The sequence below is a fragment of the Polaribacter sargassicola genome, assembly GCF_021991835.1.
Taxonomy (GTDB): Bacteria; Bacteroidota; Bacteroidia; order Flavobacteriales; family Flavobacteriaceae; genus Polaribacter; species Polaribacter sargassicola.
In genome coordinates, this window is sequence record NZ_JAHDAU010000177.1 from 1 (window position 1) to 298 (window position 298).

1 protein-coding gene is annotated in these 298 nt (G+C 72.5%); it reads left to right on the forward strand.

Translation table 11 applies throughout. The annotated features are described in order from the left end of the window. The coding region (locus KI686_RS17625; protein ID WP_237590384.1) for a serine aminopeptidase domain-containing protein at positions 1–298 on the forward strand (298 nt) is incomplete at both ends.

Consider the following 298-nt stretch of genomic DNA (forward strand, 5'->3'; position numbering starts at 1 on the left):
GAGCAGCGTCGCCAAGAGAACAGCGGAGTTCACCGACGCCCACGGCATCGCGATCGTCTACGACGTGTACGAGGCGCGGGGCCAGGCGAGAGGAGTCGTGCAGCTGCTGCACGGGGTCGGCGAGCACGCGGGCCGGTACCAGGCGCTCATCGCAGAGCTCACGGCCGCCGGCTTCCACGTGTACGCCGACGACCACCGCGGGCACGGGCGCACCGGCATCCGGCAGTGGAACGGCCCCGCGAAGCTCGGCCACCTCGGCAAGGGCGGCATGCGGGCGACCGTCGCCGCATGCTGGCAG